The sequence below is a fragment of the Streptomyces sp. yr375 genome (assembly GCF_900110755.1).
Classification (GTDB): domain Bacteria; phylum Actinomycetota; class Actinomycetes; order Streptomycetales; family Streptomycetaceae; genus Streptomyces.
Map to the genome: position 1 here is coordinate 33292 of NZ_FOFF01000016.1, position 23895 is coordinate 57186.

At 70.0% G+C, this 23895-nt stretch carries 26 protein-coding genes and 1 tRNA gene; 16 read left to right on the forward strand and 11 right to left on the reverse strand.

Annotated elements, in window-relative coordinates:
• Positions 1 to 5: 5 nt before the first annotated feature.
• The 6 genes from BMZ82_RS17985 to BMZ82_RS18010 all read left to right on the forward strand — a co-directional run bounded on the left by BMZ82_RS17985 (position 6) and on the right by BMZ82_RS18010 (position 4881).
• A tRNA-Gln gene (locus BMZ82_RS17985) sits at positions 6 to 77 on the forward strand.
• A 109-nt stretch (positions 78 to 186) separates the two neighbouring features.
• A complete protein-coding gene (glmU, locus tag BMZ82_RS17990) occupies positions 187 to 1635 on the forward strand; it encodes a bifunctional UDP-N-acetylglucosamine diphosphorylase/glucosamine-1-phosphate N-acetyltransferase GlmU (protein WP_093776938.1) in 1449 nt (482 codons plus the stop codon).
• A gap of 136 nt (positions 1636 to 1771) precedes the next feature.
• Positions 1772 to 2746, forward strand: coding sequence for a ribose-phosphate diphosphokinase (locus BMZ82_RS17995; RefSeq protein WP_062645252.1), 975 nt, complete (start codon positions 1772 to 1774; stop codon positions 2744 to 2746).
• A 202-nt stretch (positions 2747 to 2948) separates the two neighbouring features.
• Positions 2949 to 3533: a 50S ribosomal protein L25/general stress protein Ctc gene (locus BMZ82_RS18000; RefSeq protein ID WP_093776940.1), complete on the forward strand. Its 585-nt coding sequence runs from the start codon at positions 2949 to 2951 to the stop codon at positions 3531 to 3533.
• Between the two features lie 83 nt (positions 3534 to 3616).
• On the forward strand, positions 3617 to 4219 hold the full coding sequence (gene pth / locus BMZ82_RS18005) for an aminoacyl-tRNA hydrolase (protein ID WP_093776942.1): 603 nt from the start codon (positions 3617 to 3619) through the stop codon (positions 4217 to 4219).
• An 89-nt stretch (positions 4220 to 4308) separates the two neighbouring features.
• Positions 4309 to 4881: a hypothetical protein gene (locus tag BMZ82_RS18010; RefSeq protein WP_177244537.1), complete on the forward strand. Its 573-nt coding sequence runs from the start codon at positions 4309 to 4311 to the stop codon at positions 4879 to 4881.
• Positions 4882 to 4996: 115 nt separating this feature from the next.
• On the opposite strand, the gene ppc is transcribed toward BMZ82_RS18010, so the two are convergent.
• Positions 4997 to 7750 carry a phosphoenolpyruvate carboxylase gene (gene ppc / locus BMZ82_RS18015; RefSeq protein ID WP_093776944.1) on the reverse strand — a complete coding sequence of 918 codons (2754 nt, stop codon included), beginning with the start codon at positions 7748 to 7750 and terminating at the stop codon, positions 4997 to 4999.
• Between the two features lie 304 nt (positions 7751 to 8054).
• On the opposite strand from ppc, the gene BMZ82_RS18020 reads away from it, so the two are divergent.
• The 4 genes from BMZ82_RS18020 to BMZ82_RS18035 all read left to right on the forward strand — a co-directional run bounded on the left by BMZ82_RS18020 (position 8055) and on the right by BMZ82_RS18035 (position 10323).
• Positions 8055 to 9065: an acyl-CoA desaturase gene (locus BMZ82_RS18020; protein ID WP_093776946.1), complete on the forward strand. Its 1011-nt coding sequence runs from the start codon at positions 8055 to 8057 to the stop codon at positions 9063 to 9065.
• Positions 9062 to 9748, forward strand: coding sequence for a TetR/AcrR family transcriptional regulator (locus BMZ82_RS18025; RefSeq protein ID WP_093776948.1), 687 nt, complete (start codon positions 9062 to 9064; stop codon positions 9746 to 9748). The genes BMZ82_RS18020 and BMZ82_RS18025 overlap by 4 nt, the downstream gene beginning before the upstream one ends.
• A gap of 78 nt (positions 9749 to 9826) precedes the next feature.
• The gene (locus BMZ82_RS18030) at positions 9827 to 10078 is read left to right on the forward strand and encodes a type II toxin-antitoxin system Phd/YefM family antitoxin (protein WP_093776950.1); all 252 of its coding nucleotides are present in this window, start codon (positions 9827 to 9829) and stop codon (positions 10076 to 10078) included.
• Positions 10075 to 10323, forward strand: coding sequence for a type II toxin-antitoxin system RelE family toxin (locus BMZ82_RS18035; protein ID WP_093776952.1), 249 nt, complete (start codon positions 10075 to 10077; stop codon positions 10321 to 10323). The genes BMZ82_RS18030 and BMZ82_RS18035 overlap by 4 nt, the downstream gene beginning before the upstream one ends.
• 38 nt (positions 10324 to 10361) lie before the next feature.
• Here the strand turns inward: BMZ82_RS18035 and BMZ82_RS18040 are convergent, their stop codons facing one another.
• Both BMZ82_RS18040 and BMZ82_RS18045 read right to left on the reverse strand, forming a co-directional pair.
• Entirely contained in the window at positions 10362 to 10535 is a 174-nt protein-coding gene (locus BMZ82_RS18040; protein WP_093776953.1) for a CsbD family protein, read from the reverse strand.
• Positions 10536 to 10593: 58 nt separating this feature from the next.
• Positions 10594 to 11394 carry a trans-aconitate 2-methyltransferase gene (locus tag BMZ82_RS18045; protein ID WP_093776955.1) on the reverse strand — a complete coding sequence of 267 codons (801 nt, stop codon included), beginning with the start codon at positions 11392 to 11394 and terminating at the stop codon, positions 10594 to 10596.
• Positions 11395 to 11484: 90 nt separating this feature from the next.
• Here BMZ82_RS18045 and BMZ82_RS18050 point away from each other — a divergent pair, with 90 nt between their 5' ends.
• A complete protein-coding gene (locus BMZ82_RS18050; protein WP_093776957.1) occupies positions 11485 to 11982 on the forward strand; it encodes a MarR family winged helix-turn-helix transcriptional regulator in 498 nt (165 codons plus the stop codon).
• On the opposite strand, the gene BMZ82_RS18055 is transcribed toward BMZ82_RS18050, so the two are convergent.
• The gene (locus tag BMZ82_RS18055; RefSeq protein ID WP_093776959.1) at positions 11941 to 12708 is read right to left on the reverse strand and encodes a LuxR C-terminal-related transcriptional regulator; all 768 of its coding nucleotides are present in this window, start codon (positions 12706 to 12708) and stop codon (positions 11941 to 11943) included. The two genes, BMZ82_RS18050 and BMZ82_RS18055, sit on opposite strands and share 42 nt — an antisense overlap.
• A 214-nt stretch (positions 12709 to 12922) precedes the next feature.
• Between BMZ82_RS18055 and BMZ82_RS18060 the strand changes: the two genes are divergently transcribed.
• Positions 12923 to 13390, forward strand: a complete 468-nt coding sequence (locus tag BMZ82_RS18060) for a GNAT family N-acetyltransferase (protein ID WP_093776961.1) — start codon at positions 12923 to 12925, stop codon at positions 13388 to 13390.
• Positions 13391 to 13601: 211 nt separating this feature from the next.
• Here the strand turns inward: BMZ82_RS18060 and galK are convergent, their stop codons facing one another.
• From galK to galT, 3 genes are read right to left on the reverse strand one after another with little or no spacing between them, the layout of a single operon-like run.
• Positions 13602 to 14765 carry a galactokinase gene (galK, locus tag BMZ82_RS18065; RefSeq protein ID WP_093776963.1) on the reverse strand — a complete coding sequence of 388 codons (1164 nt, stop codon included), beginning with the start codon at positions 14763 to 14765 and terminating at the stop codon, positions 13602 to 13604.
• Positions 14766 to 15749: a UDP-glucose 4-epimerase GalE gene (gene galE / locus BMZ82_RS18070; RefSeq protein ID WP_093776965.1), complete on the reverse strand. Its 984-nt coding sequence runs from the start codon at positions 15747 to 15749 to the stop codon at positions 14766 to 14768.
• The gene (gene galT, locus BMZ82_RS18075; RefSeq protein ID WP_093776967.1) at positions 15746 to 16807 is read right to left on the reverse strand and encodes a galactose-1-phosphate uridylyltransferase; all 1062 of its coding nucleotides are present in this window, start codon (positions 16805 to 16807) and stop codon (positions 15746 to 15748) included. Before galT ends, galE begins: the two co-directional genes overlap by 4 nt.
• Before the next feature lie 135 nt (positions 16808 to 16942).
• Between galT and BMZ82_RS18080 the strand changes: the two genes are divergently transcribed.
• Complete coding sequence (locus tag BMZ82_RS18080) at positions 16943 to 18643, forward strand: sodium:solute symporter family protein (RefSeq protein ID WP_093776969.1); 1701 nt, start codon at positions 16943 to 16945, stop codon at positions 18641 to 18643.
• Positions 18644 to 18689: 46 nt separating this feature from the next.
• Positions 18690 to 19019: a hypothetical protein gene (locus BMZ82_RS18085; RefSeq protein WP_093776971.1), complete on the forward strand. Its 330-nt coding sequence runs from the start codon at positions 18690 to 18692 to the stop codon at positions 19017 to 19019.
• 6 nt (positions 19020 to 19025) lie between these two features.
• Here the strand turns inward: BMZ82_RS18085 and BMZ82_RS18090 are convergent, their stop codons facing one another.
• Both BMZ82_RS18090 and BMZ82_RS18095 read right to left on the reverse strand, forming a co-directional pair.
• Positions 19026 to 19463 (reverse strand): hypothetical protein, encoded by a 438-nt coding sequence (locus BMZ82_RS18090; protein WP_093776973.1) that lies wholly within the window; start codon positions 19461 to 19463, stop codon positions 19026 to 19028.
• Between the two features lie 101 nt (positions 19464 to 19564).
• Positions 19565 to 19966, reverse strand: coding sequence for an ATP-binding protein (locus BMZ82_RS18095; protein WP_093776975.1), 402 nt, complete (start codon positions 19964 to 19966; stop codon positions 19565 to 19567).
• Between the two features lie 199 nt (positions 19967 to 20165).
• Here BMZ82_RS18095 and BMZ82_RS18100 point away from each other — a divergent pair, with 199 nt between their 5' ends.
• Together BMZ82_RS18100 and BMZ82_RS18105 are read left to right on the forward strand one after the other, a co-directional pair.
• Positions 20166 to 20984, forward strand: a complete 819-nt coding sequence (locus BMZ82_RS18100) for a helix-turn-helix domain-containing protein (protein ID WP_371271250.1) — start codon at positions 20166 to 20168, stop codon at positions 20982 to 20984.
• Positions 20985 to 20992: 8 nt separating this feature from the next.
• The gene (locus tag BMZ82_RS18105; RefSeq protein ID WP_093776979.1) at positions 20993 to 21247 is read left to right on the forward strand and encodes a DUF397 domain-containing protein; all 255 of its coding nucleotides are present in this window, start codon (positions 20993 to 20995) and stop codon (positions 21245 to 21247) included.
• On the opposite strand, the gene BMZ82_RS18110 is transcribed toward BMZ82_RS18105, so the two are convergent.
• Positions 21244 to 21915, reverse strand: coding sequence for a helix-turn-helix transcriptional regulator (locus tag BMZ82_RS18110; protein WP_093776981.1), 672 nt, complete (start codon positions 21913 to 21915; stop codon positions 21244 to 21246). The two genes, BMZ82_RS18105 and BMZ82_RS18110, sit on opposite strands and share 4 nt — an antisense overlap.
• Positions 21916 to 22141: 226 nt before the next feature.
• Positions 22142 to 23884: an outer membrane protein assembly factor BamB family protein gene (locus BMZ82_RS18115; RefSeq protein ID WP_093776983.1), complete on the reverse strand. Its 1743-nt coding sequence runs from the start codon at positions 23882 to 23884 to the stop codon at positions 22142 to 22144.
• Between the last annotated feature and the right edge of the window lie 11 nt (positions 23885 to 23895).

Here is a 23895-nt window from a genome sequence, read left to right on the forward strand (position 1 = left end):
AGCAATCCGCCGTGGGGTAGCGGCATCCCGCAGGCCTTTGGAGCCTTGAGACGCTGGTTCGAATCCAGCCGGCGGAGCTGCTGACCGGGCCCTGACTGCACAGTCAGGGCCCGCACTCATGTCCGCCATGAAACGCCCCGGTATCCTTCGGGTGTCCCCACCTCTCCACAGCCGAAGGGCAACTCCGTGAGCGCCATTCGCCCGGCAGCCGTCGTCGTACTCGCAGCGGGTGAGGGCACCCGTATGAAGTCGGCCATACCGAAGGTCCTCCACGAGATCTGCGGCCGCAGCCTCGTGGGCCATGTGCTGGCCGCCGCCGGCGAACTGGACCCGGAGAACCTGGTCGTCGTCGTCGGGCACGCGCGCGAGAAGGTCACCGCGCATCTCGCCGCGGTCGACTCCGCCGTACGCACCGCCGTGCAGGAGGAGCAGAACGGCACGGGGCACGCCGTCCGGATGGGGCTGGAGCAGCTCGGCGGGGTTCTCGACGGGACCGTGGTGGTCGTCTGCGGCGACACCCCGCTGTTGACCGGCGCGACGCTGGCCGGGCTCGCCGCGACCCATCAGGCGGACGGCAACGCCGTGACCGTGCTGACCGCCGAGGTGCCGGACGCGACCGGGTACGGGCGGATCGTGCGGGACGACGTGTCCGGTGCGGTCACCGGGATCGTGGAGCACAAGGACGCGTCCGAGGCCGTGCTGGCGATCCGGGAGATCAACTCCGGGGTGTTCGCGTTCGACGGGCAGCTTCTGGCCGACGCGTTGAAGAGGGTGCGCACGGACAACAGCCAGGGTGAGGAGTACCTCACCGATGTCCTCGGCATTCTGCGTGAGGCCGGTCACCGGGTCGGGGCGTCGGTCGCCGCCGACCACCGTGAGATCGCCGGGATCAACAACCGGGTGCAGTTGAGCGAGGCGCGCCGGATCCTCAACGACCGGCTGCTGACCGCCGCGATGCTGTCGGGCGTCACGGTGATCGACCCGGCGTCGACCTGGGTCGACGTCACGGTCACGTTCGAGCAGGACGCCGTCGTGCACCCGGGTACGCAGTTGCACGGCGCGACGCATCTCGGTGAGGGTGCGGAGGTCGGCCCCAACAGCCGGCTGAAGGACACCGTCGTGGGCGCGGGGGCCCGGGTCGACAACACGGTCGCCGACGGCGCCCGGGTCGGCGACCACGCGACCGTGGGGCCGTACGCGTATCTGCGGCCCGGCACCCGGCTCGGGGCGAAGGGCAAGATCGGCACGTACGTCGAGACGAAGAACGCCGCGATCGGTGAGGGTACGAAGGTCCCGCACCTGTCCTATGTGGGCGACGCGACGATCGGCGAGTACACCAACATCGGCGCGGCGAGCGTGTTCGTGAACTACGACGGACAGGACAAGCATCACACCACCGTCGGGTCGCACTGCCGGACCGGTTCGGACAACATGTTTGTGGCTCCCGTCACCATCGGGGACGGCGCGTACACCGCCGCCGGCTCCGTGATCACGAAGGACGTGCCGCCCGGTTCGCTGGCCGTGGCCCGTGGTCAGCAGCGGAATATCGAGGGTTGGGTGGCGCGTAAGCGGCCGGGCAGCGCGGCGGCGAAGGCCGCGGAGCCCGCGTCCCGCCCGGAGGAAAGCGGAAGCTGACCCGAAACAGGCGCGTCGGACACGGCGTACCGTGATAAGCACACACCCGCACCCCACCAGCCAGGACACGGCCCCGTCACGCCCAGTGGCGCGGTCTCTCGACACCCTGGCTGAACACCTCTGAGGAGACAGTGCTGTGACCGGGATCAAGACGACCGGCGAGAAGAAGATGATGTTCTTCTCCGGCCGCGCCCACCCCGAGCTTGCCGAGGAGGTCGCCCACCAACTGGGGGTCGGGGTCGTCCCGACGAAGGCCTTCGATTTCGCCAACGGCGAGATCTATGTCCGTTACCAGGAGTCGGCCCGCGGCGCGGACTGCTTCCTGATCCAGAGCCACACCGCTCCGATCAACAAGTGGATCATGGAGCAGTTGATCATGATCGATGCGTTGAAGCGGGCTTCGGCGCGTTCGATCACGGTCATCGTGCCCTTCTACGGTTATGCGCGTCAGGACAAGAAGCACCGTGGGCGGGAGCCGATCTCGGCCCGTCTGATCGCGGACATGATGAAGACGGCGGGTGCGCACCGGATCCTGACCGTGGATCTCCACACGGACCAGATCCAGGGCTTCTTCGACGGCCCCGTGGATCATCTGTTCGCCCTGCCGCTCCTCGCGGACTACGTGGGCAGCAAGGTGGATCGCGAGAAGCTGACGGTCGTCTCGCCGGACGCCGGTCGGGTGCGCGTCGCCGACCGCTGGTGCGACCGGCTGGGCGCGCCGCTGGCGATCGTGCACAAGCGGCGCGACAAGGACGTGGCGAACCAGGTGACCGTCCACGAGGTCGTGGGCGAGGTCAAGGGCCGGGTGTGCGTCCTGGTCGACGACATGATCGACACCGGTGGCACGATCTGCGCGGCGGCGGACGCCCTGTTCGCGCACGGCGCGGAGGACGTCATCGTGACGGCGACGCACGGTGTGCTGTCGGGTCCGGCGGCCGACCGGCTGAAGAACTCGAAGGTGAGCGAGTTCATCTTCACCAACACGCTGCCCACGCCGGGCGAGCTGGAGGTGGACAAGATCACCGTGCTGTCGATCGCGCCGACGATCGCGAACGCGGTGCGCGAGGTCTTCGAGGACGGCTCGGTGACGAGCCTCTTCGACGAGCAGTGAGCGACGGTCGTTTCTAGCGGCCGTGCTTGACCGTGTTGCTTGATCGATTTTTCTGCGGCCTCCCCGCCGAGTAGACTGCCCCAGTTGCTCGGCGAGGGAGGCCGTACCCATGGGTGCGGCGGTCCGTTATCGACGCGCTCTTCGTAGCAGGCCGATGGTTTGGCCGGGTGACCACCTTTCCCCAGTTCTACGAGGAGTGAACATGGCTGAGATCAAGCTGGCCGGCGAGACCCGCGACGAGTTCGGCAAGGGCGCCTCCCGGCGTATCCGGCGTGCCGGCCAGGTCCCCGCGGTGGTCTACGGGCACGGTGTCGAGCCCCTGCACATCACGCTGCCGGGCCACCAGCTCCAGCTCGCCCTGCGCACCCCGAACGTCCTGCTCAGCCTGGAGATCGAGGGCAAGACCCAGCTCGCGATCCCGAAGGCCGTGCAGCGCGGCAAGGTCTCGCGCGCCCTGGAGCACGTCGACCTGCTCACCGTGAAGCGCGGCGAGAAGGTCAACGTCGAGGTCTTCGTGCACACCGAGGGCGACCTGGCCCCGGGCGCGTACCTGCTCGAGCACGTGCTGAGCACGCTGACCGTCGAGACCGAGGCGACCCACATCCCCGAGTCGGTCACCGTCTCCATCGCGGGCCTCGAGGCCGGCGCGGCCATCCTCGCCAAGGACATCCCGCTGCCCGAGGGCACCACGCTGGCGATCGACGAGGACGCGGTCGTCCTTCAGGTCCTGGCCGCGCAGGCGGAGGAGGCCCCGGCGGACGCCGAGGGCGAGGGCTCCGAGGCCTGATCCTCGGGCTTCAGTAGTTCTGTCAGCCGCTGCCCCTTCGGTTTCGGGGCGGCGGCTGGCGCGTATCCGCGTATCAAGGAGACATGGACGTGACGACCGACGCGAACGCGCCCTGGCTGATCGTGGGGCTCGGCAATCCCGGTCCGGAGTACGCCATGAACCGGCACAACGTCGGTTTCATGGTGGCCGATCTGCTGGCCGAGCGGATCGGGGGGAGGTTCAAGCGGGCGGGCAAGGCGCAGGCGCAGGTCGTCGAGGGGCGGATCGGTCCGCCGGGGACGGGCAGCCGGCGGGTGGTGCTGACGAAGCCGATGTCGTTCATGAACCTGTCGGGCGGCCCGGTGAACGCGCTGCGCGACTTCTACAAGGTGCCGCTGTCGAACGTCCTCGCCGTCCACGACGAGCTGGACATCGACTACGGCGTGCTGCGGCTGAAGCTGGGCGGCGGCGACAACGGGCACAACGGGCTGAAGTCGATGACGAAGGCGATGAGCGCGGAGTATCACCGGGTGCGGTTCGGGATCGGGCGGCCGCCGGGGCGGATGCAGGTGGCGGACTTCGTGCTGAAGGACTTCTCGTCGGCCGAGCGCAAGGAACTGGACTACTTCGTGGACCGGGCGGCCGACGCGGTGGAGGCGCTGGTTTTGGAGGGCCTGGAACGGGCGCAGACCACGTACAACTCGTGACCGACTCCCGCCGTATCGCCTGCCTTGTCGCCCGATGTATCGCCCCCCTTGTCGCCCGCCGAGGTTGACGCGCCGCCGGGCCGTGGCCAATGATCCCGGCCATGCCTGCCACAGCAGCATCCCCGTCCCATCGCCGTAGGGGCTCCTCGCACAAGGCCCGTAAGGCCCACAGGGCTCGCAGAGCCGGCAGGAGTCAGAAGGCTTCCGCCGCCGCGCTGCGGTTCGGGCGGCTCGCCGCCATGGGCGCGGTCGCCGGGCTGCTCCTGGTGGCGGGGGTGTGGGGGTCCTGGGGGACGGCGTACCAGGTGATGCTGACGAAGGGGCGGGAGCAGGGCACGGTCGCGGTGACGCGGTGCGGCGAGGACACCTGTGCCGGCCCGTACACGCCGGTGTCGGCGGGGTCGACGGCACGCGCGCGCGTGGTGCTCGAGAAGTCGGTGGCGGTGCGCACGGGGCGGACGTACCCGGTGGTGCTCAAGCCCGGCGGCGTCGAGGCGGTGCGGTCGGGTCCGGCGGGGATCCTGTTCGCGTGGGTTCCGCTGGGCGGGGCGCTGCTGCTGGCGTCGGTGGTGGTCGCGGGCGGGCTGGGGCGGATCCGCTTCGGGTGGGTGCTGGCGGGGTCGGGGATGGCGCTGCTGACGGCGGCGTTCGTGACGCTCTGACGGTCCGACGCTCTTACGGTCCCGGGCTGGTCCGGGGCCGGTCGGTGAAACGTAAGGGGCGGCCTCCAAGGAGGCCGCCCCTTACATGGTGTCCGCTAGATGGTGTCCGCGTGGGTCAGCCGGTGTTGCGCAGGCCCGCCGCGACTCCGTTGACGGTGAGGAGCAGGGCGCGGGCGAGCAGCGGGTCGGGTTCGGCGCCGGCGGCCGCCGCGTCGCGCTGGCGCTTGAGCAGGGTCACCTGGAGGTAGGAGATGGGGTCCAGGTAGGCGTCGCGGATGGTGACGGTCTGCTTGAGGACGGGGGTGGCGTCGAGCAGTTCCCGCTCACCGGTGATCTTGAGGACTTCGGCGACGGTGAGGGCGTGTTCGGCCTTGATGCGGTCGAAGACGTGCTTGAGGTGGTCGGGGACGAGCGTGTCGACGTAGTGCTGGGCGATCCGCAGGTCGGTCTTGGCGAGGGTCATCTCCACGTTGGAGATGAAGTTCTGGAAGAAGTGCCACTGGCCGTGCATCTCCTCCAGGACGGTGTCGCCCTCCTTCCGCAGGCCCGCCTCGCGCAGTGCCTTCAGCCCCGAGCCGACGCCGTACCAGCCGGGGACGATCTGGCGGGACTGCGTCCAGCCGAAGACCCATGGGATGGCGCGCAGTCCGTCGAGTCCGGCGCCGGAGTCGGGCCGGCGCGAGGGGCGCGAGCCGAGGTGCAGGTCGGCGAGCTGGTCGACGGGGGTGGCGGCGAAGAAGTACGGCGGGAGGTCGGGGTCCTCGACGAGGGTGCGGTAGGCGTTGTGGGCGGCGTCCGAGACGACGTCCATGGCGGCGTCCCAGCGGGCGAGGGCCTCGTCGGACTGGCGGGGCGCGGTGTGCAGGGCGGAGGCCTGGAGGGTGGCGGCGACCGTCAGTTCCAGGTTCTCCCTGGCCAGGGACGGGATGAGGTACTTGTCGGAGATGACCTCGCCCTGTTCGGTGACCTTGATCTCGCCCTCCAGGGTGCCCCAGGGCTGGGCGAGGATGGCGTCGTGGGAGGGGCCGCCGCCGCGGCCGACGGTGCCGCCGCGGCCGTGGAAGAGGCGCAGCCGGACGCCGTAGCGGTGGGCGACGTCGCGCAGTCGGCGCTGGGCGCGGTGGATCTCCCACTGGCTGGTGGTGATGCCGCCGAACTTGGACGAGTCGGAGTAGCCGAGCATGACCTCCTGGACGTCGCCGCGCAGCGCGACGAGCCGCCGGTAGGACGGGTCGGAGAGCATGTCCTCGAGGATGGTGTCGGCGGCCTTGAGCTCGTCGGTGGTCTCCAGGAGGGGCACGATGCCGATCTTCGCCCAGCCGGCGTGCAGGTCGATCAGTCCGGCCTCGCGGGCGAGGACGGCCGCGGCGAAGACGTCGTCGGCGCCCTGGCACATGGAGATGATGTACGACTCGATGACCTCGGGTCCGAAGACCTCGAGGGCCCGCTTGACGGTGAGGAACACGCCGAGCGTCTTCTCGCCGGCCGCGTCGACGGGCGCCGGGGTGGGCGCGAGCGGCCGGCGCGAGCGCAGCTCCTTGGCGAGGAGCTTCGTACGGTAGTCGCGGGGCATGTCGGTGTAGCGCCAGGATTCCTCGCCGAGGCGGTCGAAGAGCTGGCCGAGGGCGTGGTGGTGGGCGTCGGCGTGTTCGCGGACGTCCATGGTGGCGAGCTGGAGGCCGAAGGCGGCGAGGGTGCGCAGGGTGCGGTTCATGCGGCCGTCGGCGAAGAGGCCGCCGCGGTGCTCGCGCAGGGAGGTCTGGATGAGGGTGAGGTCGGCGAGGAGCTCGCTGGTGCCGAGGTAGTCGCGGCCGGGCTGGTGCGGGGTGCCCTTGGCGAGGCGCTGCTTGGTGTTCTCCAGCTTCTGCCGGATGCAGGTGGCCTTGAGCCGGTAGGGCTCCTCGGCGTTGAGCCGCTTGTAGCGGGGGCTGATCTCGGGCAGTCGCTCCAGGTCGCCCTGGAGGGAGGTGAGGAGTTCGTCGGTGGCGCCGGTGTAGCGGATGGAGTTGGAGAGGAAGCCGCGCAGTTCGTCGATCATCTCCAGGGCGTCGTTGATGCCGTGCTCGTGCTGGAGGATGAGGACGTCCCAGGTCACCTGGGGGGTGACGTTGGGGTTGCCGTCGCGGTCGCCGCCGATCCAGGTGCCGAAGGTGAGGGGGCGCGTGTTCTCGGGGAGCCTCACGCCGACGCGCTCCAGTTCGGCGGTGAGGTCCTCCAGGACGTCGCCGACTGCGTTCGCGTGCAGCTCGTCGAGGTAGTAGATGGCGTTGCGGGCCTCGTCGGCGGGCTCGGGGCGTACGACGCGCAGTTCGTCGGTCTGCCAGACGAGGTCGATGTTCTCGGCGAGGCGGGTGTCGTAGCGGCGGCGGTCGGACTCGATGACCGGGGTCTCCAGGAGCGCGGCGATGCGCCGGAGCTTGTTGAGGACCGACCGGCGCGCGGCCTCGGTGGGGTGCGCCGTGAACACCGGGCGGACGTTGAGGTGGCGGACCGTCTGCTGGACGTGCTCGGGGTCGGCGTCCTTCAGCCGGTCGGCGGTGCGGGCCAGCAGGCCGCCCTCGGCGGCGCGGCGCTCGCGCAGTTCGCGGCCCCGGTGGACCTGTTCGGTGACGTTGGCGAGGTGGAAGTAGGTGGAGAAGGCGCGGACCAGTTTGGCGGCGGTCTCCAGTTCGATGCCGCGCAGCAGTTCGGCGGCGGCTTCGCCGTCCTCGCGGGTCAGGCGGCGGACCTTCTCGACGAGGTCGAGAAGCTCGGGGCCTTCCTGGCGTACGAGGGTCTCGCCGAGCAGGTCACCCAGTCGGCGGATGTCGGCGCGCAGCTCGGCGCTGGTCGTCGTGGCGGCCTGGCCAAGGTCGTCGGCACTGCTCACAGGTGCGGCTCCTTGCAGTGTTGAAGCTCGTCCGGGAGGGAACCCGGAGGCCGTCCGGCGCGGCGGACATCGCGTGGACGTCGTCGCATGAGGACCGGGCATCCGGGAAGAAAACAGAACGGACCGCGCTGTCCGACCGCCTCCAAGGATAGGTGTCCACGGGGACGCGCAGATGGGCGGGCTCTTGCCGCCCGGCCGGGCACTGCCATACTTACGATGCCGTAGGTTACGGAACCGTAGGAATTTCGGCACGGTTCCCGCGGTACGGCATCTCCCTCAATCCCAGACCCCCCAGGGGACGCGCATGACCACAGGCTCCAACGTGATCGAAGACCCTTCGCAGGCGCCCGACGACAGCCCTGCGCCGCTGGCCACCCTGGGTGGCGAGCAGAAGCGTTCGATCGAGCAGATCACGCTGCTGATCTTCATCGTCGTCCCGTTCCTGGCGGTGCTGGCGGCGGTGCCGCTGGCCTGGGGCTGGGGGGTGAGCTGGCTGGACATCGGCCTGCTGGTCTTCATGTACTTCCTCGGGTGCCACGGCATCACGATCGGCTTCCACCGGTACTTCACGCACGGTTCGTTCAAGGCGAAGCGGCCGCTGCGGATCGCGCTGGCGGTCATGGGGTCGATGGCGGTGGAGGGGCCGCTGGTGCGCTGGGTGGCGGATCACCGCAAGCATCACAAGTTCTCGGACGCGGAGGGCGACCCGCATTCGCCGTGGCGGTTCGGGGAGACGGTGCCGGCGCTGATGAAGGGCTTGTGGTGGGCGCACATCGCCTGGATGTTCGACGAGGAGCAGACGCCGCAGGACAAGTACGCGCCGGATCTGATCAGGGACCCGGCGATCCGGGCGATCTCGCGGCAGTTCATCTTCTGGACGATGCTGTCGCTGGCGCTGCCGCCGCTGGTGGGCGGGCTGGTGACGATGTCGTGGTGGGGCGCGTTCACGGCGTTCTTCTGGGGCTCGCTGGTGCGGGTGGCGCTGCTGCACCACGTCACGTGGTCGATCAACTCGATCTGTCACGCGGTGGGCAAGCGGCCGTTCAAGTCGCGGGACCGGTCGGGCAACGTGTGGTGGCTGGCGGTCCTGTCGTGCGGCGAGTCCTGGCACAACCTGCACCACGCCGACCCGACGTCGGCGCGGCACGGGGTGGAGCGCGGGCAGGTGGACTCCTCGGCGCGCTTCATCCGGTGGTTCGAGATGCTCGGATGGGCGTACGACGTGCGCTGGCCGTCACGCTCGCGTATCGATTCGCGCCGGAACACGGGTGAGGGCGGCTCCCGGCGGGGGAAGGCGACCGCCGAGGCGGCATGATTGACGGCGTGGCGACCGACTCCAGCAGTACCTCCAGTCCCAGCGGTGACGCGAAGCCGCGGCGTGCGCGTCGCACCCGTATGACGGGGGCGGAGCGTCGGCAGCAGTTGCTGGAGATCGGTCGCACCCTGTTCGCGGCGAAAGGCTTCGAGGGCACGTCGGTGGAGGAGATCGCGGCGAAGGCCGGGGTGTCCAAGCCGGTGGTGTACGAGCACTTCGGCGGCAAGGAGGGTTTGTACGCGGTGGTCGTGGACCGCGAGATGCGCCGCCTCCTGGACATGGTGACGTCGTCGCTCACGGCGGGCCACCCCCGGGAACTGTGCGAGCAGGCGGCTTTCGCGCTCCTCGACTACATCGAGGAGTACACGGACGGTTTCCGCATCCTGGTCCGCGACTCCCCGATCCCCCAGTCGACGGGTTCCTTCGCCTCGCTGATCTCGGACATCGCGACGCAGGTGGAGGACATCCTCGGCCGCGAGTTCAAGAGCCGCGGCTTCGACCCGAAACTGGCCCCGCTGTACGCCCAGGCTTTGGTCGGCATGGTCGCCCTGACCGGCCAGTGGTGGCTGGACGTCCGTCGCCCGAAGAAGGCGGAGGTGGCGGCCCACCTGGTCAACCTGGCCTGGCACGGCCTGGACGGTCTGGAGGCCAGACCCCGCCTGATAGGCCACCGCAAGGCGTGACCCGCACACACGTTCTTCACGCCGCATAAAAGAGTTAAGCAATCACGCACAAGATTAACCTTGTGCCACCATCGACTCATGACTGAGATCACGATCAGCGCAGCCCGTGCCCAGCTCGGCGACCTGGTCCGGCGCGCCGCCCACAGCCGCGAGACCATCGCCCTCACCGACCACGGGCACGTGGCCGCGCTGCTCGTCTCGCCGCAGGTGATAGAGGATCTCGAAGACTCGCTGGCTCTCGCGGACTACCTGCGGCGCAAGGCGGAAGGCACGCTGGAAGCGGGCATCCCCCACGAGGAAGTCGGACGCATGCTGGGGCTGCGTCCGTGACGTATCGCATCGTCTGGGAACCGGCCGCGACGGACGCGGCCGTACGGTTCCTCAAGGACGACCCGACCGGCCTCGCCGCCGTGTACGAAGCCGTCGACGCACTCGCCGAGTCGCCGCGCCCCCTTCACTCCTTCACCTATGGGGTGAACATCCGCCGCCTGCGCGTCGGTGGTTACCGCGTCCTCTACCTGATCGACGACGAGGTGATCCACATCCTCGTCACCCACCCGGGCCGGACACCGTAGGGTCCGGCCCCGGCACGCCGTCCGGTCGACCGCGCCCGTCAGTGCTTGAAGGTGTCCTTGGCCTTCTCCTTCGCCTGGCGGGCGTCGCCCTTCGCCTGGCCGGCGCGGCCCTCGGCCTCCATGCTCTCGTTGCCGACGGCCTTGCCGAGCATCTCCTTGGCCTTGCCCTTGGCCTGTTCCTTCTTGGCCTTGGCCTTCTCGTCCTTCGCCATCGTGGGTCACTCCCGTCACATCGGCTGCGAGCCTCCCAGGTATCCCTGAGCGGACCGCTCAAACGCCCTTCGTCGCCACCGTGAACAGGCGGCGGAACGGGAGGACCGTGCCGTAGGGGGTGGGCGGGTAGGCCCTGCGGAGCAGGTCGCGGTATTCGGTGACGAAGGCATCGCGGGCCTCGGGGTCGTCGGCGAGGGCGTCGAGAGCGGGGCGCAGGCCGGTGCCCTTGGCCCAGTCGAGGACGGGGTCCTCGCCCTGGAGGACGTGGAGGTACGTGGTCGTCCAGACGTCGGCCGCGCAGCCGAGGCGGGCGAGCCGGTCGAGGTAGACGGCGGGGGTGTGAACGGAGTCCACGGAGCGCAGCGCCTCGGCGACGCGGCTCTTCCAGCGGAGCGTGTCGCCGAGTTCGCGCATCAGCGCGTGCAGCGGCGCGTCGAGGTTGTCGGGGACCTGGAAGGCGAGGGCGCCGCCGGGGGCGAGGCCGTCCAGCCAGCCGGGGAGGGCTTCGAGGTGGCCGGGGACCCAGTGCAGGGCGGCGTTCGACACGAGCAGGTCGTACGTCTCGGTGGGCGCCCAGGTGGTGAGGTCGGCGTGGGCGAAGTCGAGGCGCGCGCCGGCGTGCGCCGCCGCGTCGGCGAGCATCCGCGGTGAGTTGTCGTAGCCGGTGACGCGGGCGGTGGGCCAGCGGTCGGCGAGGTGGGCGGTGAGGGTGCCGGGGCCGCAGCCGAGGTCGCCGATGCGGGGCGGGTCGCCGGGCAGGTCGGGGACGCGGGCGAGGAGGTCGGTGAAGGGGCGGGCGCGGTGCCCGGCGTGCCGCAGGTACTGGGCGGGGTCCCACGAGGGGTTGGTCGTCGTCATGGTCCCCAACCCTCCCTCCCCACATCTCTCGATGTCAAGATACTCGACATCAAGAGACTTCATGTCGACACAACCACTACACTGATCGTCATGGAGGACGAGGTCGATCGGCTGGTCGCAGCGTGGCGCCGGGAGCGCCCGGACCTCGACGTGGAGCCGCTGGAAGTACTCAGCCGGGTGAGCAGACTGGCCCGGCATCTCGACCGCGCCCGCCGACTGGCGTTCTCCGAGCACCAGTTGGAGCCCTGGGAGTTCGACGTCCTGACGGCGCTGCGGCGCGCGGGCGCCCCCTACCAGCTCTCGCCGGGGCAGTTGCTGACGCAGACGCTGGTGACGTCGGGCACGATGACGAACCGTATCGACCGGCTCACGAAGAAGGGCCTGGTGGAGCGGCTGCCGGACCCGAGTGACCGGCGCGGTGTGCTGGTCCGCCTCACGGACGACGGCAAGGACCGCGCCGATCAGGCGCTGGCCGGGCTGCTCGACCAGGAGCGGGCGATCCTGGCCGAGCTGTCACACGTGCAGCGGGGTGATCTGGCGGCCCTGCTACGCCAGTTGACCGCCCCGTTCGACAACATCCCCGGCTAGGTCGACCGGTCCGACGCCGGCCCGGCGCGCGAGGGCGACGGCGGCGAGGGTGGAGTGGACGCCCAGTTTGCCGAGGACGTTCTGCATGTGGGTGCGGACGGTGTGCGGGGAGAGGAACAGCCGGTCGGCGACGGCCTTGCGGCCGAGCCCCGCGACCATGCAGCGCAGGACTTCCCGCTCCCTCGGGGTGAGGGACTCGACGAGCCGTTCGCTCTCGGTGCGGTGCTTGCGGGCGGCCGTCAGCTCCCGCAGGACGCCGGTGAGCAGGGCGGGCGGCAGATGGGTCTCCTCGCGCAGCACACCGCGGATGACGGTCAGCAGCCGCGACAGCGAGCAGTCCTTCGCGACCCAGCCGGACGCCCCGGCCTGCAGCGCGAGGGCGGCGCGCCGCGGGTCGTCCTTCTCGGCGAGGACGACGATCCGGATGTGCGGCTGCCCGCCGCGCACGCCCGCGACCAGCGAGATGCCGTCGACGAGCCCGTCCTCCCCCACTTCCTGCACGGGTATGGCGGGCCGTATGCCCGGCAGGGCGGCGCCCAGATCGGCGTCGACGAGCAGTACGTCGTACCGGCGCCCTTCGGCGGCCGCGCGCTCCAGGCTGCGCAGGGCCGCCGGGCCGCTGCCGGCCGCGGACACGTCGACGTCGGGCTCGGCCGCCAGCGCCGCGGCGAGCGACTCGGCGAAAATACGGTGGTCGTCGACGACGAGAACTCGGATGCGAACCACGAAACCCCCTCCGGGGACCGGCGCGGACACGACGCCCGGAGGGGTGTCATGACCGCACGGCCGCCGCCGTACAGAGACTGCCACCCCACCGCGGGCACCGTATCCGACTGTCTCGCCCCCTGATCGGCGCCGGCCCCCACCGGCGCTGTTCACAGGGTAGGGCCGCGGGCTGACAGCGGAAGGGAAAACGCAGAACTGGTTGGCCAGGGCGTCTATGGTGTGCCGCATGTTTCGTCTTGAGACAGAAGTCGACAGGACCCGGCGCGATCTTCTCCGTTCCCGGCTCCTCGACACCAACACCGAGGCCTCGCCGACCCTGCGCGCCCTGCGCGGCACACCCGCCGGACGGGAGTCCCCGCTGCACGTCTGGGCGACCGGCCCCGACGGCGCCCTGGCCGGCGGCCTGGTCGGCCACACCTGGACGACCTGGCTGCACGTCACCCACCTCTGGGTCGACACCCCGCACCGCGGCACGGGCCTGGGCAGCCGCCTCCTCGCCCAGGCGGAACACACCGCCACCGAGGAACGCGGCTGCACCCGCGCCCGCCTGGAAACCTGGGACTTCCAGGCCCCGGACTTCTACCGCCGCCACGGCTACGAGGTGATCTGCACGATCGAGGACTACCCCCCGGGCATCACGGAGTACACCCTGACAAAACGGCTGGCCTCCGGGGATGCCTGAGGACGAGACGGATGTCTTCTCGACGCCGGCCCACAATTCCAGCATGTCCGGCGTTTGAGGACGCGACAGATGCCGTCCCTAACCCCCACCCACCCGTAGGGGGCGCGATCTCGACGCCGGCCCGCACAATCCAGCCCGTCCGGCGTTTGAGGACGAGGCCCCTTAAGGGCCGACAGCGGGGGTCTGGGGGCGGCAGCCCCCAGAACAGGCCTCAGCCCAGACGGCGGGCTCCCGCCGCAGGCACCGCCTCGAAGACCCGGGGTGCCTTGAACCCGGCCGCAGAGAACGCCTCTTCGACGGCCTTGGTCAACGTCTCGACATCGGTCGCCTCGGCGAGCACGATCGCCGAGCCGCCGAACCCGCCGCCGGTCATCCGCGCCCCGAGCGCGCCCCCGGCGAGGGCCGTGTCGACGACGAGGTCCAGTTCGGGGCAGGAGACCCGGAAGTCGTCCCGCAGGGAGGCGTGACCGGCCGTCAGGACCGGCCCGACGGCACGGCTGTCGCCGCCGGACTCCAGCAGCGAGACGACCTGCTCGACCCGCTGATCCTCCGTCACCACGTGCCGCACCAGCCGCCGCACCTCCTCGTCGTCGCCGAGCCGCTCCAGCGCCGCGTCCAGGTCGGCGTAGGGGATGTCCCGTAGGGCGTCGACGCCGAGCAGCGCGGCGCCCTTCTCGCAGCCGGCCCGCCGCTTGCCGTACTCGCCGCTGCTGTGCGCGTGCGTGACCTGTGTGTCGACGACCAGCAGGCGCAGTCCCTCGGCGGCCAGGTCGAGGGGGATCTGCTTCTGGGAGAGGTCTCGGGTGTCGAGGAACAGCGCGTGGCCGGACTCGCAGCACGCGGACGCCGTCTGGTCCATGATGCCGGTGGGCGCGCCGACGTAGACGTTCTCCGCGCGCTGGCACAGGCGGGCGAGCTGCCAGCGGGCCAGGCCGAGGTCGTAGAGGTCGTTGAGCGCGAGGGCGACGACGACCTCCAGGGCCGCCGACGACGACAGGCCCGCGCCCGACGGGACCGTGGAGGACAGGTGGACGTCGGCGCCGGTGACCGGGTGCCCGGCCTCGCGCAGCGCCCACACGACACCGGCCGGGTACGCCGTCCAGGCGCGGTCGGAGCCGGGCGCGAGGTCGTCCAGGCGGAGTTCGGCGACGCCGCTGTCGAGGTCGGCCGAGTGCAGCCGCAGGACGCCGTCGGTCCGGCGGGAGACCGCCGCGACGGCGATGTGCGGCAGCGCGAAGGGCATCACGAAGCCGTCGTTGTAGTCGGTGTGCTCACCGATGAGGTTGACGCGGCCGGGGGCCGCCCAGACGCCGTCGGGCTGCGCCCCGTAGAGCGTGAAGAACGCGTCCCGGACGGCCTGCTGCTGTGCCCCCACCTACTGCTCCCTTACTGCTGCACTGCTTGCGATGTGCTGCGCGAACTTCCATGCGTCCGCGACGATACCCGCGAGGTCCGCGCGGGACGGGTTCCAGCCGAGGCGCTCGCGGGCGGTGTCCGCCGACGCGACCAGGGCGGCCGGGTCGCCGGCCCGGCGCGGGGCCATGACCTCGGGGATCGGGTGCCCGGTGACCGTGCGGGCGGTCTCGACGACCTCGCGGACGGAGAAGCCGTTGCCGTTGCCGAGGTTGCAGATGAGGTGCTCGCCGGGCTCGGCGGCGGCGACGGCCAGCAGGTGGGCCTCGGCGAGGTCGGCGACGTGGATGTAGTCGCGGATGCAGGTGCCGTCCGGGGTCGGGTAGTCGTCGCCGAAGACGGAGATGGCCTCGCGGCGGCCCTGCGCGACCTGGAGGACGAGCGGGATGAGGTGCGACTCGGGGTCGTGCCGCTCGCCCTGCGCGCCGTACGCGCCCGCGACGTTGAAGTACCGCAGGGACACGGCGCCGAGCCCGTGCGCCGCCGCCTCGCCGGTGATCATGTGGTCGACCGCGAGCTTCGACGCGCCGTAGGGGTTGGTGGGCCGGGTCGGGGCGCTCTCGGGGATCGGGACCTGCTCGGGCTCGCCGTAGGTGGCGGCCGTGGAGGAGAAGACGAGCTTGCGCACGCCCGCCTCGCGCATCGCGGCGAGCAGGGCCATGGTGCCGCCGACGTTGTTGTCCCAGTACTTCTCGGGCTTGACGACGGACTCGCCGACCTGCGAGAACGCGGCGAAGTGCAGGACGGCGTCGAAGGAGTCGTCGAGGTGCTTGCCGGCGTCGCGGATGTCGGCCTCGATGAAGGCGGCACCCGCCGGGACGCCCTCGCGGAAGCCGGTGGAGAGGTTGTCGAGGACGACGACCTCGTGGCCGGCCTCCAGCAGGTGCTGGGCGACGACACTGCCCACATAACCGGCCCCGCCGGTCACCAGGTACTTCCCGCTCATGAACTCGCTACCTCTCGCAGTCGCCGGGCCGCGGACTCCGGCGGCACGTCGTTGATGAAGACGTTCATGCCCGATTCGGAGCCCGCGAGGAACTTCAGCTTGCCGGAAGTGCGGCGGATGGTGAAAAGCTCGAGGTGGAGACCGAAGTCGTCGCGGTTGACGCCCTCGAACTCCTCCAGCGCGCCGAACGGCGCCTGGTGCCAGGCCGCGATGTACGGCGTGGCGGGCTCACCCTCCCCGAAGATCCGGTCGAAGCGCCTCAAGAGTTCCAGATAGACCTTGGGGAACTCTGTGCGCGCGGCCTCGTCGAGCCCGAGCAGGTCGGGGACCCGCTTCTTCGGGTAGAGGTGCACCTCGTACGGCCAGTGCGCGGCGTACGGCACGAACGCGACCCAGTGTTCACCCTCCAGGACGACGCGCTCGCCGGCGAGTTCACGCGCGAGGACGGCGTCGAAGAGGTTCTCGCCGCCGGTGGCCTCCTTGTGCGCGGCGACCGAACGCAGCATCAGGGCGGTGCGGGGCGTGGTGAACGGGTAGGCGTAGATCTGCCCGTGCGGGTGACCCAGGGTCACCCCGATCTCGGCGCCGCGGTTCTCGAAGCAGAACACCTGTTCCACGGAGGGCAGATGCGACAGCTCGGACGTCCGGTCCGTCCACGCGTCGAGGACGAGCCGCGCCTGCTCCTCGGTGAGGTCGGCGAAGGACGCCTGGTGGTCGGAGGTGAAGCAGACCACCTCGCAGCGCCCGGAGTCGCCGGCCAGGGAGGGGAAACGGTTCTCGAAGACGGCGACGTCGTACGACGAGTCCGGGATCTCGCTGAGCCGGTCGCCCTGCGAGGGGCAGAGCGGGCACTCGTCGGCCGGCGGGTGGTACGTACGCCCCTGCCGGTGCGAGGCCACGGCGATGGAATCGCCGAGCAGCGGGTCCCGGCGTACCTCCGAAGTGGTGACCGTGGGCTCCAGCGGACGCTTGTCCACCGCGTCGCGCACCGCGTCGTCCCGCTGGTCGTAGTAGATCAGCTCACGACCGTCGGCCAAGCGCGTCGAGGTCTTCTTCACCGCGCGACTCTCCATCCGTACACCTAGCGAATCTTCAAACAGAACCGAACACATAAAACCATAAACCCCCATGGCGGTCACCCCCACGACCGGACCCACAACCGAACAAAGAACACCAAACGAAGTGAGCGGCGCATGCGAACCCCCACATATACGGCATACCCGGCACCTCAGTTGGCGGCCGAGCTGCGGCTGCCGACGAACTGGCTCGACTACACGATCCTCGGTATCTACTTCGTCGTGGTCCTGGGCATCGGTTTCGCCGCCCGGCGGTCGGTGAAGACGAGCCTCGACTTCTTCCTCTCCGGCCGCTCCCTGCCCGCGTGGATCACCGGTCTCGCGTTCGTCTCGGCGAACCTGGCCGCCACCGAGATCCTGGGCATGGCCGCGAACAGCGCGCAGTACGGGGCGTACACGGTCCACTGGTACTGGATCGGCGCGATCCCGGCGATGGTGTTCCTGGGCCTGGTGATGATGCCGTTCTACTACGGCAGCAAGGTCCGGTCGGTGCCGGAGTTCCTGTTGCTGCGCTTCGACAAGGGCGCGCACCTGCTGAGTTCGGCGCTGTTCGCGTTCGCGGCGATCCTGATCGCGGGCGTGAACCTGTACGCGCTGGCGATCGTCGTGGAGGCGCTGCTGGGCTGGCCGCAGTGGGTGGCGATCGTGGTGGCGGGCTTCTTCGTGCTGGCGTACATCACGCTGGGCGGCCTGTCGTCGGCGATCTACAACGAGGTGCTCCAGTTCTTCGTGATCCTCGCGGCGCTGATCCCGCTGTCGGTGCTGGGTCTGAAGCGGGTCGGCGGCTGGGACGGCCTGACCGACAAGCTGACGGCGACCCACGGCGACAACTTCGTGACTGCCTGGGGCGGCACCGGCATCGGCAGCGCGAACCCGCTGGGCGCGAACTGGCTGACGATCGTGCTGGGCCTGGGCTTCGTCCTGTCCTTCGGCTACTGGACGACGAACTTCGCGGAGGTGCAGCGCGCGCTGTCGGCGAAGAACCTGTCGGCGGCGCAGCGCACGCCGCTGATCGCCGCCTACCCGAAGATCTTCATCGTGTTCCTGGTGATGATCCCGGGCCTGGTGGCGGCGGTGCTGGTGCCGAAGATCGGCACCAGCGACTCGGACCTCCAGTACAACGACGCGATCCCGTACCTGATGTCCCGGCTCCTGCCGAACGGCGTCCTCGGCATCGCCGTCACCGGACTGCTGGCGGCGTTCATGGCGGGCATGGCGGCGAACATCTCGTCGTTCAACACGGTGTTCACGACGGACATCTGGGCGAAGTACGTGGTGCGGGGGCGGGAGGACACGTACTACGTCCGGTTCGGCCGCCTGATCACGGCGATCGGGGTGGCGGCGTCGGTGGGCACGGCGTTCCTGGCGTCCTCGTTCTCCAACATCATGAGCTACCTCCAGACGCTGTTCTCCTTCTTCAACGTGCCGATGTTCGTCGTCTTCATCGTCGGCATGTTCTGGAAGCGGGCGTCGAAGAAGTCGGGCTTCTGGGGCCTGCTGGCAGGCACCACGGCGGCGATGATCAACTACTTCGTCCTCTACAAGCAGGACGTCGTCGGCATCCCCACCGACCAGGGCGCGAACTTCGTCTCGGCGATCGCGGGCTTCGTCGCGGGCGCGGTGGTGATGGTCGCGGTGTCGCTGTTCACGGCCCCGAAGCCGGCCGACGAACTCCAGGGCCTGGTCTACGGCACGGTCTCCCCCGGCATGGCCGAGGCGCCGGCGGCGGGCGACGACGCGTGGTACCGGCGGCCCGCGCTGCTGGGCTGGGGCGCGCTGATCCTGGCCGCCGTCTGCTACATCCCGTTCTCGTTCTGAGCCCGGCAGCCACGAGCAGCGACCGCTGCGGGAGAATGGAGAGACCATGTCCGAACATTTCGGGTACTCGGAGAAGGACGTCCAGCGGGAGGTCACCGCGCTGGAGGAGAAGTCCGCGACCGCGGCCAGCATCTTCGACCTGCGCCGCATCATCGGCGGCCTGTTCGTCGTGTACGGCGTGATCGTCACGATCGCCGGCCTCACGGACAGCGACGCGGAGATCGACAAGGCCCAGGGCATCAACATCAACCTGTGGACGGGCCTGGGAATGCTGGCCCTGGGCCTCTTCTTCCTGACCTGGCTGTGGCTACGGCCCACCGCGCCGGTGATCCCCACGCTGCCGCCGGAGGCGGTCGAGGACAAGCGGGAGGAGTGAGCCCCGTCAGGCCGCGTCGAGGGCCGCGGTGATCTTGCGGTTCATCTCAACCATGACGGGGCCGGGCTCGCCCTTACGGGCCCGGGTGGCCGCTTCGACGGCGACGACGACGGTGGCGCGGAAGTTGTCGGCCTCCGCCGGAGCCTGCTTGCCGAGCAGGCTCATGGCGGCCGTCAGGGCGGGCAGCACGTGGTCGGCGAGTTCGGCCACGGACTTGCCGTCCAGGCCCGTGATCTTCGACTTCTCGGCGAGCACGTGCCCGATCGCGCCGGTCGCCGAGGCCAGCGCGATGCTGCCGTGGGTGGCGATCCGGTGCGGCGAGCCGGTGGCGTCGGCGGCGGCCAGCAGCGAGACCGCGCCGTACGCGGCGGTCCGCAGGGTGGCCTTGTCCTGGTCGGTCAGGGTGAGGGCGTTGGTGTTGGTGTTGGTGTTGGCGAGTGACATGGTTGCGTGCTCCTTGGATTCCGGCTGGGCTTTCCTTCTGCCCCAGAGCGTGCGCCCACGCGGTTTCACCACGGCTTCACCCCGCTTTCAGCGGACAGGGACTACGCCGCGTTGAGTTCGCACCACACCAACTTGCCCCGATGCCCCATCCGCGACAACGGCTGCCAGTGCCACAGGTCCGAACAGGCCCGCACGAGTGCCATCCCCCGGCCGTTCTCCGCCTCGCCGAGCTCCTCCAACGCGGGTGCGGGCGCGGGGGGTTCGGGGTCGGCGTCCCACGCACCGATCTGCAAGATGCCGTCCCGGAAGCGGAGGCGCAGGCAGGCGGGGCCCTTGGTGTGGAGTACGACGTTCGACATCAACTCCGAGCCCAGAAGCTCGGCGGTGTCGACGATCCGGCCCAGCCCGTGCAGGGTGAGGACGAGACGGAGGGTACGGCGGCAGACGGTGACGGCGCGGGGGTCGGTGGGGATGTAGAGGGAGTACTCCCAGGAGTCGGACATGGGGCAGCTCCAAGTAGTCGAGGGCTGGGGGGAGATGCACACTTCGCAGCGTGTGCGGTGCATCACCGACGGTATTTCCTAACATTAGGAAACCGCAAGCGGTTGGCCTATCCTGACCCTCGAACGAGGTACACCGACAGGGCAGTTGAAACGAGGAAGGTGCCGCTTGCCGCCGAAGAGGCATCTCACGGCTCGCAGGGTGCGACTAGGCGCTGAGCTGCGCAAACTCCGCGAGGCAACAGGCATGAAGGCGCGCGAAGCAGCCGTGCTGCTCGGTGCCGACGCGGTTCAGATGAGCCAGATCGAATCCGGCGTCGCAGGAGTCAGCGCGGAACGCGTACAGCGCCTGGCGGCCCATTACGCGTGCACGGACGAGTCGTTGATCGAAGCCCTCGTGGCGATGGCAACCGACCGCACGCGGGGTTGGTGGGAGGAGTACCGGGGCGTCCTGGAACCGGTGTTCCTGGACACCGCCGAGGTCGAGCACCACGCGACGTTCCTCCGGGAGATCGTGATCACTCATGTTCCCGGGCTCCTACAGACCGCCGACTACGCCCGCGCGGTGTACGCGTACATGATGCCCGGCCTGCCCGAGAGCGAGCTGACGCCTCGTGTCGAACACCGGATGCGGCGGCGGGCCGTCATCGAGGGCGAAAGCCCCACCCCGTACGAGACGATCGTCCACGAGTTCGCCCTGCGCATCCGGGTGGCCGACCGCAGCGCCTCCCATGCTCAACTCCTGCGCATCCTGGACCAGATCGAGCAGGGGCACGCCACCCTGCGCGTCATCCCGACCGATCAGGACGGTTTCGCCGGTGCAGGGTCATCGATGATGTACACGGGCGGTCCGGTGCCCCGGCTGGACACCGGCCTGCGCGACGCCCCGACCGGCACCGCGTTCATCGACGCAGAACCTCAACTGACCCAGCTTCGAACGCTCTTCCGTAAGGTGGAGAACGCGGCGTTGGACCCGGTGACGTCACGGGACTTCATCCACCGCCTGACGAAGGAGCTGTGAGGCACCCCATGGACCACACCCTGCGCTGGCAGAAGTCCACCTTCTCGGACGGCGGCGAAGGCAATACCTGCGTCGAACTCGCCGTCTCCTGGCAGAAGTCCACGTTCTCGGACGGCGGGAACGGCAACACCTGCGTTGAAGTGGCCGCCTCCCCCGCCACCCTCCACCTCCGTGAGAGCGACGCCCCGGCGACGGTGCTCACCACCTGCCCGACCGCCCTCGCACACCTCCTCGCAGGCATACGTCAGGACGCGGCCCGCTAGATCGAACGGGCCGCCCGGTCCAGTAAGCCCGTCCGCGCGGCCAGCGCCGCCGCTTCCAGGCGGGAGCCGACTCCCAGTTTCATCAGGACTCGTTGGACGTGGGTGCGGGCCGTGGAGGGGGCGATGCCCATGCCGGCGGCGATGAGGCGGGTGTCCTCGCCGTCGGACACGCGGACCAGGACCTCGACCTCTCTCGGGGTGAGCATCTGGAGGAGGCGTTGGCCCTCGTCGTCCGGTTGGGCCGCCGGGTTGAGGAGTTCGCTGAACGCGCCTTGCAGGAGCTGCGGGGCCACCGCCGCCTCGCCGGACCGCGCCTTCATGATGGCGCGCTCCACGCCCTCGATGCGTTCGTCGTGGCGTACGTACCCGGAGGCACCCGCCGCGAAGGCCGCCGCGATGCCGCGTGGGTTCGGTACCGGGCCCAGGACCAGGACCGCGACCTGCGGCCGCTCCCGCTTGATGCGGACGACCGGGTCGAAGATGCCCGGCTCGGCCGGGGTCGCCGTGCCGATCAGGCACACCTCCGGGGCGCGGGTGATCACCAGCTCGGCCGCGCCCGCGGCCGGGGCCGCCGCGGCGAGCACCCGGTGTCCGCGCAGTTTGAGCGCCGAGGCCAGCGCCTCCGCGAGCAGTCGGTGGTCGTCGACCACCATCAGCCGCACTCCCATCGACCAACCCCCCAGTCCCCCACCTACCGACAAGACCAACAAAGGGTGCCCCCCGGCACCCCGTTCTTCATGCCCCCGGAAGCTACACGCTTGTTCGACGTCGCGCTCCCCCTACCGGCGAGAACTGCCCCGGATCGCGGAAAATCCTCGTACGCGAGAGTCATGCGCGATAAGCGCACGGCCCCGCCCCTGACCAGGGACGGGGCCGGTACGGCGATTAAGACGATCAACTGCCCGCGAGTCCGTACGCGACCGCCAGGTACTGCGGGTCGCCGCTCACGCTGCCGTCGTCGTCGGCGTACACCTCGGACATGTACAGGCGACCCTGGGCGAAGAGGACCTCGGAGTACTCCGGGGACAGGCTGGTCTCCAGGTTGCGCACCGACTCCGTGGCCGGGTTCTCCAGCAGCGTCGTCGCCTTGAAGGAGCCGCCGTCGATGCTGACGACCTGCCCGCCCTTGTCGTACGGTGGGCGCTTGTACGCGATCAGGTTGGGGCCGTCCATGCGCAGCGGGTAGATCGTGTAGCCGGCGCCGGCGTCGGCGCGCTGGCCGGTCTGCTTGCCGGTGGCGAGGTCGAAGGCGACGACCTCGTTGGTGCGGCTGGAGTCGTCGGCGTCGTGTTCCTCGGTCGGGACGTAGATCCGGTCGTTGCCGACGGCCAGGCCCGTGCAGGCCTCGACCTTGGTGATGCCTTCGCAGTCGGCCGCGTAGTCGTCGCCCGGCACGGAGATGCGGGTGCGCAGCTTGCCGGTCTTGTTGTCGATGGAGAAGAAGTCCGAGATGCCGCTGCCGTCACCGGCGCTGTCGCCGACGTCGGCGGCGACCACCAGGGGGTCGCTGGACACGACGGACGCGTAGTCGATGCCCGTGGCGAGCTTGTACTCGGAGAGCACCTTCCCGGAGGCCGGGTCGATGGTCTGGATCTGCAGCTCGGGGTTGTCGTACGAACCGCACTTGCGCACCGCGACCAGTTTCGGGCCGCCGCCGTAGCCTGCGTCGAAGCAGGTGTCGGCGGGCTTCGGCGACCACAGCACCTTGCCGGAGTCGATGTCGAAGGCGGCGCCGCCGTCGGTGCTGCCCAGGGCGACCGTGTTCGCGCTGACGGTGATGTTGTCGAAGTCGATCGCGTAGTCGCCGGAGGTGACGGTCTTCGTCCAGAGCTGCTTGCCCGCGGCGAGGTCGATGCCCGCGATCTGGTCGCAGCGGGACGTCTCGGCCGTGCTCGCCTGGAAGAGGATCGCGGTGCGGTGGTCGTCGGTGGCGAACTTGCTGGCCTCGCACACCGGGCCGGGCAGCGTGACCGTCCACAGCTTGGTGCCCTTGGCGAGGTCGTAGCCGGTGATCTCGTCGACGCCGGTCTTCACATACGCCTTGTCGGTCACCCAGGAGCCCCGGACGTTGACGCTGGCGTCCTTCTTGACGACGGGCATCGCGAGTTTGAAGAGGACGTCGGAGGCGGGGTCGGCCGGCACCTTCTCGCTGCCGCCGGACGACGTACCGCCGGTGCCGCCGCCCGTCCCGCCCGTGTCGCCGCCGCCGGTCGGACCGGCGGTGCTCTTCTCGTCGTCCTTGCCGCCGTCACCGGACGTCGAGTACCAGACCCCGCCGCCGATGATCAGCGCGACCGCGACGACGGCGGCGACGATGATCGCCATCTGCGCGTTCATCTTCCGGCCGACCCCGCCGGTCCCGCCGACGTGCGGCTGCGGCTGCATGGGCATCGTGGGCTGGCCCGGGTAGCCGTACCCGGGCTGCTGGCCGTACGGGGCGGTCGGGTAGCCGGGGTTCGGGGCCGGGGGCTGCTGCGGGTAGCCGTAGCCCGGCTGGGGCTGCGGCGGCACGGGCGGGGCCTGCGGGTAGCCGTAGCCCGGCTGCGGCGGCGCTCCCTGCGGCGGTGGGGGCGTCGGCGGGCCGAAACCGCCCTGCGACGGGGGCTGGTTCGGGGGTGGCGGAGGCGGCTGGGTCATGGTGTGGGTAC